General features: G+C 64.4%; 6 protein-coding genes and 1 pseudogene. 3 read left to right on the top strand and 4 right to left on the bottom strand.

Annotated elements, in window-relative coordinates; all coding sequences use genetic code 11:
- Positions 1 to 205 (bottom strand): annotated as a pseudogene (locus EN804_RS33650) (5-aminolevulinate synthase); the annotation flags it as partial.
- Positions 206 to 483: 278 nt separating this feature from the next.
- Here EN804_RS33650 and galE point away from each other — a divergent pair.
- From galE to EN804_RS33635, 3 genes are all read left to right on the top strand, one after another.
- Positions 484 to 1,479 (top strand): UDP-glucose 4-epimerase GalE, encoded by a 996-nt coding sequence (gene galE, locus EN804_RS33645; RefSeq protein ID WP_127276972.1) that lies wholly within the window; start codon positions 484 to 486, stop codon positions 1,477 to 1,479.
- Between the two features lie 103 nt (positions 1,480 to 1,582).
- The gene (locus EN804_RS33640) at positions 1,583 to 2,833 is read left to right on the top strand and encodes a D-amino acid dehydrogenase (RefSeq protein ID WP_135922214.1); all 1,251 of its coding nucleotides are present in this window, start codon (positions 1,583 to 1,585) and stop codon (positions 2,831 to 2,833) included.
- Position 2,834: 1 nt separating this feature from the next.
- Positions 2,835 to 3,047, top strand: a complete 213-nt coding sequence (locus EN804_RS33635) for a hypothetical protein (RefSeq protein ID WP_210234942.1) — start codon at positions 2,835 to 2,837, stop codon at positions 3,045 to 3,047.
- Here EN804_RS33635 and EN804_RS33630 read toward each other — a convergent pair whose 3' ends face one another.
- From EN804_RS33630 to EN804_RS33620, 3 genes are read right to left on the bottom strand one after another with little or no spacing between them, the layout of a single operon-like run.
- Positions 3,048 to 4,424, bottom strand: coding sequence for an FGGY-family carbohydrate kinase (locus tag EN804_RS33630; protein ID WP_135922213.1), 1,377 nt, complete (start codon positions 4,422 to 4,424; stop codon positions 3,048 to 3,050).
- Positions 4,421 to 4,738, bottom strand: a complete 318-nt coding sequence (gene rhaM / locus EN804_RS33625) for an L-rhamnose mutarotase (protein WP_135922212.1) — start codon at positions 4,736 to 4,738, stop codon at positions 4,421 to 4,423. Before rhaM ends, EN804_RS33630 begins: the two co-directional genes overlap by 4 nt.
- Positions 4,738 to 5,739 carry an ABC transporter permease gene (locus EN804_RS33620; protein WP_135916984.1) on the bottom strand — a complete coding sequence of 334 codons (1,002 nt, stop codon included), beginning with the start codon at positions 5,737 to 5,739 and terminating at the stop codon, positions 4,738 to 4,740. The genes rhaM and EN804_RS33620 overlap by 1 nt, the downstream gene beginning before the upstream one ends.
- Positions 5,740 to 6,000 lie beyond the last annotated feature (261 nt).

Genomic DNA, 6,000 nt, shown 5'->3' with positions numbered 1-6,000 from the left:
GGAACGCGGCGATGACGTCGGCGTGCTGGCCCATGCCAAGATAGTCGTTGGAGCACCAGACGGTGATTTCCTCGGCGCGGCCGTTGGAACGCCAGATGGCGCGCGGAAACTTGCCCGCGATGCGCTCAAGGTCGGCGAAGACGCGGTAGCGACGCTCGGCATGGAGCTGGTCGATCGCGTCCTCGAAGAACCGCTGGTAATTCATGTAGGCTTCCCAATTTTGCGCGGGATCATAATCATTGGTCTTTTGGTCGTCCACCGGGCCGATTTGGTCAAAATGCCACGCCCCGGACCTGTTCCTAACGATGGCGGATCGTGGCCTATTCCCAATCCGTGGCACGCTCTTTGGTTCACTTTTGTTTCCGCACGATGCCACATCAAGTGAACGCTGGTTACCTTAGGTTTTAATGGGCAGACGGCGGACTTTCCAGTAAGGCGGTTGTTGAGACAGTTTCCGATAAATCTGGGTAAGCGAGGATTTGGATGGCGGTTTTGGTGACAGGTGGCGCCGGCTATATCGGCAGCCATATGGTCTGGGAATTGCTGGATGCGGGCGAAAGCGTGGTCGTTCTCGACCGCCTTTCCACCGGCTTCGAATGGGCCGTGGCGCCGGAGGCAAAGCTGGTCGTCGGCGATGTCGCCGACAAGGAATTGGTCGGCTCGGTCATCAGGGAGAACAAGGTCGACGCGATCATCCATTTCGCCGGCTCCATCGTGGTGCCGGAATCGGTCGCCGACCCGCTCGCCTACTATGAGAACAACACCTCGAAGACCCGCACGCTGATTGAAACGGCAGTGCGCGAAGGCGTGCCGAACTTCATCTTTTCCTCGACAGCCGCCGTCTATGGCGGCGCCGGCCTGGAACCGGTGCGCGAGGATGCCCGCCTGGCGCCCGAATCGCCTTATGGCCTGTCCAAGCTGATGAGCGAGTGGATGCTGCGCGACGCGGGCCTTGCGCACGACATTCGCTACACGGCGCTGCGCTATTTCAACGTCGCCGGCGCCGACCCGAAGGGCCGCACCGGCCAGTCCACCCCAGGCGCCACCCACCTGATCAAGGTCGCCTGTGAGACCGCGCTCGGCAAGCGCCCGTTCATGCAGGTCTTCGGCACCGATTATCCGACGCCCGACGGCACCTGCATGCGCGACTATATCCATGTCAGCGATCTGGCCGCCGCGCATCGCCTTGCCTTGCAGCGGCTGCGCGCCGGCGGCGCCAGCCTCGTCGCCAATTGCGGCTACAGCCATGGCTATTCGGTGCTCGAAGTGATCGACAGCGTGCGGCGCGCCTACGGGCATGATTTCGAGGTCAGGATGGGCGACCGGCGTCCCGGCGATGCCGCGGCGGTGGTCGCCAATTCCGATCTCGCGCGGTCCGAACTCGGCTGGACCCCGCAGCGCGACGATCTCGACCAGATCGTCAACGACGCGCTGGCCTGGGAGCGCATCCTGACCAGCAAGAATTCCGCACGGGGCTGAGCGCGCTTTCTCCAAGGGCTCGCAAGGCGCGTGGCGACGCGCTATGGAAGCATTCGCGACACGGCGTGGAGGCGCCGTGCCGGGAAGAGCTTTGGGGGATGGCATGAAGATAACGGTGCTTGGAGCCGGCGTCGTCGGTACGGCGGCCGCCTATTACCTGGCCGCCGACGGCCACGAGGTCACCGTGATCGAGCGCCATCCGGCGCCGGCGCGGGGCACCAGCCAATCGAATGCCGGGCTGGTGTCTCCGGGCGACGCCACCGCCTGGGCCTCGCCGGCGGCACTTAAGACGTTCCTGCGCGGGCTCTACAATCATGATCTCGGCATCAAGGTGCGGCTGCGCTTCGATCCCTATTTCCTCGCCTGGAGTCTGCGCTTCTTGCGCCAGTGCACGGTGGCCCGCCTGCGCGCCAACAGCCAGGTCAAGCTGCGGCTCGCGCTCTATTCGCGCGACTGCATCAATGCCATCTCCAGTGACACCGGCATCCATTATGACGAGCGCAAGAAGGGCATCCTGTATTTCTTCCGCTCGCAGTACAGCCTCGACACTGGCACCGACAATTATCGCTATCTGGCCGAGCATGGCCTGCCGATCGAGATCGTCGGCCGCGATCGGCTGGTCGAACTGGAACCGGGCCTTGCAGGCGTCAAGGAAAAGATCGCCGGCGGCGTCTATTCGCCGATCGACCAGACGGGCGATTCTCGGCAGTTCGTGGAAAATCTGGCCGCCTATGCCGCCGAAAAGCTCGGCGTGAGGTTTCGCTACGGCACCACGGTCGAGGGCTTCGACATCGAGGGCGACTGGGTGCGCGCCGTGATGACCTCGGCCGGACCCGTCACCGGTGACGCCGTCGTCCTATCGATGGGTCCGGAAAGTGGGCTGCTCGGCCGTCGCTACGGCATCGACCTGCCGGTCTATCCGGTGAAAGGTTATACGGCGACGATTCCCCTGGAAGACGAGAGCAAGGGCCCGACCATGGGCGGCGCCGACGAGGACCAGCTGATGGCCTATTCGCGCCTTGGCAATCGATTGCGGTTGGCTTCGACCGCAGAATTCACCGGCTTCGACCGCACCCACAAGCCCAGCGACTTTGCCACCATGTTCAGGACCGGCAAGGACCTGTTCCCCGGCGCCTTCGACGAGAAGAAGGCGGAGCTGTGGGCCGGTTTGCGGCCAATGATGCCGAACTCGGTGCCGGTCATCGGCCAGGCGAAATACCGCAACCTTTATCTCGACACAGGCCACGGCCATGTCGGCTGGACCATGGCCTGCGGTTCGGGAAAATTCCTCGCCGACCTCGTTGCCGGCCGCAAGCCGGAGATCGATCCGCAGGGACTGGTCTACAGGGGATAAAATGTCGGGCCCGCAAGTCGCCATCGACCTTGGCCGCACTGAGTGCAACGCGCGCACCATCGTCGAGCGCTGCGCGCTGTCTCATATCAAGGTGTTCGGCGTCACCAAGGGTATGTGCGGCATGCCGCAAGTGGCGCGCGCCATGCCGCGGCGGTGTCGCCGAATCGACGCGGTCAATTTCGTCATGTCGGCCTTCGGCAAGCGGATCCTCTGATCAGCCAACTGCCTCGACCGCCGCCTGCCACGCGCGCGCATACTCCGCCCAGGCCGGATCGGCCGGCGGCTCTTGTGTTTGGCCCTTACCATGCGCGGCTCCCTGATCCGATGCCAGCAGGGCGGCCCCGATGCTGGTGCCCGTCGCGGCTTCCGATGCGATGACCGCACGGCCAGTGCTCGCGGCAAGCATCCACGTGAACAATTGGTTGCGCGCAAAGGGTCCCTCGACCGTCGTCGGGCCACCGCCGCCGATCAGGTCGAGGCAAGTGGCGGTCATCAGCGCCAGGTAGAAGGAAATGGCGGCAAAGCGCTGGCCGGGAGGGATGGCCTCGCCCTTGCGCCATGCGGCCGCATGATGCGGAAACGGCCCCGAGCCCTGCTGGGTCGAAGGCAACAGTAATGTCTTGCGCGCCAGCACGGCGGCGACGTCGCTGTCGCTCCAGTCCTGCGCCGCGCCTTCGGTCAGCAGCGAGAATTCCCGGCCGCCCATGAAACGCGCCGAGGGCACGGGGTTGCCCAGCGCGTTGACGTTGACCAGCGTATCCCTTGCCGGGTCGAGCGCCACCGCCTTGCCGCCGACCGCCATCGATACCACCCAGGTGCCGGTCGAGACCACCGAGAAGGGCGGTGCGTCGGACAGGAGATGCGGCAACAGGGAGGCGTTGGAATCGTGCAGGCCGCAAAAGACGGGCGTTTGAGGATCGAGCCCGGTGCGCTGCGCAAGCACGGGCAGGATCGGGCCAAGGCGGTCCCTGGCCGGCCGCACGGGCGCCATCAGGTCGCGCCAGCCCAGGCGGTCGACCAGCGCCGAAAAATCCGCTGTCCAGGGGTTCCACAGATCGGTGTGGCAGCCGAGCGACGTCACCTCGTTGGCGGCGGCGCCGGTCAGGCGCAGCGCCCAGTATTGCGGGTACATCAGCATCGCGGCGGCTCGGGCAAACTCCGTCGGGAAACTTTGCTGCTGCCAGAAGAATTGCGCACCGAGATTGAGGCCGAGCGGCAGGCGCGGCGTGCCGGTCTCGGCGAAAGGCGGGCGGATCGCGTCATAGTCCGCCGCGAGTTCATCGGGGCCGCCGAATTCATAGTCGAGAACCGGCAGCACGAGTTCGCCGGAGGCATCGACCAGCACGCCGGTCGCGCCATGGGTGGTGATCGAGATGGCGTCGATGCGCTGTTCGCGGTTGAGGTCGGCAAGGCTGTCGAGGATGAACGCCCACAGCGCTTCGACATCGTGATGCGGGTAGGGCGCTTGCCGCAACGGCGCGTTCGCCACCCGGCGCAGCGCCGCCTCGCTCAATGTGGCGAGATCGACCAGCGCCACCTTGGCGTTGGTCTTGCCGATGTCGATGACGGCGACGTGGCGGATCGCGCTCATTCCATATGGAACATTATTTCCAGCGCAACGGCCACTGGTTCGTTGTCCGGTTTCGTCTCCATGATGTCGGCCATATGGGCCCACCAGCGCTGCATCACAGGATGCTTCGGCAGATCGGTCATGCCGTGACCATCGCGCCGCCACAGCACGCCGAACAGGATGTTCGTCTCGTCGTCGAGATGGATCGAGTAGTCGGAGATGCCGGCCTGCTTCAGCAACGCGACAAGCGACGGCCAGATTTCATCGTGGCGCTTTTTGTACTCGGCCTTCATGCCGGGTTTGAGCATCATCTTGAATGCGCATTTCTCGGACATCAGGCCAGGCGTCCCCCGCGCAGCCGTCGCCATACGATCGGCAGGGCGATGACGATGATCAGCAGCAGGCCAATGAAGATCGACATGACGATGCCGGGCACGTTGAGCAGGCCGAGGCCGAAGGTCACCAGCCCCATGATGAAGGCGGCGAGCACGACGCCCAGAATGCTGCCGGCGCCACCAAGGATGCTGACGCCGCCAAGCACCACCATGGTGATCACCTCGAGTTCGTAGCCCTGTGCGATCGACGGCCGGGTCGAGCCGAGCCGCGAGGTGATCAGCACCGAGGCGATGCCCGACATCAGTCCGGTCAGGCAGAACAGGATGAATTTTATGCGGCCGACGCGCACGCCTGAAAACTGCGCCGCGACCGGGTTGTTGCCGATGGCGAAGACACGGCGGCCGAAACTCGTGCGGTGCAGCAGGAACCAGTAGACGACGGCCGCGATGAGGAAGAGCACCAGTTCGAACGACACCACCCACCAGACGTAGCCCTGGCCGAAGAAGGCGAAGCTTTCGGGATAGCCCTTGTAGGCCTGGTCGCCGAGGATGATGAAGGCAATGCCGCGAAACAGGCTCATCGTGCCGATGGTGACGACGATGGAAGGCAGACCGAGCCGCGTCACCAGCAGCCCGTTGAAGGCGCCACAGCCGAGGCCGACGACGATGCCGATCAAAACAAGCACTGGCGTGCCGGCGCCGGCCTGCACCGCCATGCCCATCATGGTCGAGGCGAGCGCGATGATGGCGGCCACCGACAGGTCGATCTCGCCAGAGATGATGAGCAATGCCATGGCAAAGGCGATCAGGCCCTTCTCGGTGAAGTTGAAGGTCAGATCGGACAGCGAATAGGGGTCGAGGAAATAGGGCGAGGCGAAACTGTTGATGGCGAAGATGGCGATGGCCACCACGACCAGCAGCGCTTCCCAGGAAAAGATCGCCGAAGAGAGCGGCTTGTCGAGCCGGTCGGGAATGTGGCGCGGGGCGGGGGTATCGGTCATGCGGCATGCTCCAGACGCTGGCGCTGCCCGTCGCAAAGAGCGTCCCTTCTCCCCGTCACTATACGGGGAGAAGGTGCCCGAAGGGCGGATGAGGGGCGGCGCCAATGTTCGGAGGTGCTCAACGTATGCGGCGAGTTCCGGCCGAGGCAAATCGGACCGTTGCTATTCGCAACGATCCTGTTTGCACCGTAAGCGCCGCCCCTCATCCGCCTGCCGGCACCTTCTCCCCGTATAGTGACGGGGAGAAGGGAGCACTTCAAC

It is taken from the genome of Mesorhizobium sp. M8A.F.Ca.ET.161.01.1.1, assembly GCF_004792105.1.
GTDB lineage: Bacteria > Pseudomonadota > Alphaproteobacteria > Rhizobiales > Rhizobiaceae > Mesorhizobium.
This window is presented reverse-complemented; position numbering and strand designations above follow the sequence as displayed.